We start from the raw sequence: 1293 nt of genomic DNA, 5'->3' as shown, positions 1-1293 counted from the left end.
TATATATAATAATAAGTATTTTTACAATATGAAACAGGATTATAAATGTACAACATAAAACACATTGGCAACTTTGAAACGATGCCTGAACCAGCTGTTGCCATATATGAAACAAATATCGAAAAAATGCAAAGTTTATATGATGCCAACTGGGATATAAATGAAAAAATCCACCTTGGTGAATATACAGATATAACACCTTTGGAGCTTGCTGTTGTCACAAATAATTTTAATGTTTTTAAGTGGTTATTAGAAAATAAAGTGTCTTTGGATGTTGGTCGTTTTACCATTATCGAAAAGGCAGCACAATATAGCGATGGTAAAATTACAGATCTTTTGCTAAAAAATAATGCGCTTGATTTTCTTCCCCTAAAAAAATATTCGGAAATATTAATCCGCATTCATTACGGGAAAAATTATGAAAATATAGCGCTATTTGAGCAATACGGAGTAACGGTAAAACAATATGGCGGTGCTGCGCTTAGGTCCAGCGCATCAGATGGAAACATAGAAGAAACAAAAATGTGGGTAGAAATGGGAGCCGATGTTAATTATCACCAACCCGATACGGTTTTCCCTTATTCTCCAACACCGTTGATAGAAGCGGTCAGACACGATCACACCGAACTTGCCGAATATCTTATAAAATGTGGAGCCGATATTACCATTACTGATAAATATGGTGATCGCCCATATTCTCTTGCTGCAACGAATAAAAATACAAATTTGATGCAATTGCTAAAATCATTAGAGCCAATTGAATGGCATAATGAGCAAGAAAAACTAAAGCGCCTAAAAAGCTATAAAATGCCTGCGGATATGTTGACATATCTTAAAACATCGCCAGGTAAAATTCATTTTTCAGGAAAAGATTGTTATTCAAAATACATGACTTTTTATCATTTTATCGATTTGCTGGAGATGAAATGGAAAAGGAAAAAACTAATTTCTTTGATAGAAGAAGTTGACGGTTATGAGCTATACATTGTTTGGTCTCCAGCAGAAAAAGCAATTTGCTATATCGATCCTGAGCATCAAATATTTGCTAAAATTTGTTCTTGGAAAGAATTTATTAAGCACCCAGAAAAACATATCAATAATATAATAGATGGGGTATATGATGATATGTAAAGCAATGATCAGATGTTCAAATTTTTTTCATAAGAATTTGCGTCGCCATTGTCGCTAATTTTCCCCAGACAAAATAGTACCTCAAACTGTTGGGGGCAGATGCTAACACCAAGCAAGGCATAGCATGAGTCTTTTGGGGTAAAAAAGGAATTATTTTTTATA

At 33.7% G+C, this 1293-nt stretch carries 1 protein-coding gene; it reads left to right on the top strand.

Annotation, left to right across the window (positions count from 1 at the left end):
- The first annotated feature begins 45 nt into the window (after positions 1-45).
- Positions 46-1131 carry an ankyrin repeat domain-containing protein gene (locus A9G42_RS04395; protein ID WP_065652747.1) on the top strand — a complete coding sequence of 362 codons (1086 nt, stop codon included), beginning with the start codon at positions 46-48 and terminating at the stop codon, positions 1129-1131.
- Positions 1132-1293: the final 162 nt, after the last annotated feature.

Source organism: Gilliamella sp. Nev6-6 (genome assembly GCF_001690605.1).
Taxonomy (GTDB): domain Bacteria; phylum Pseudomonadota; class Gammaproteobacteria; order Enterobacterales; family Orbaceae; genus Gilliamella; species Gilliamella apicola_C.
This window is presented reverse-complemented; position numbering and strand designations above follow the sequence as displayed.

Bases quoted from the DNA above. Each gene is read 5' to 3' on its own strand.
- A9G42_RS04395 (WP_065652747.1), top strand. From the start codon at position 46: ATGTACAACATAAAACACATTGGCAACTTTGAAACGATGCCTGAACCA.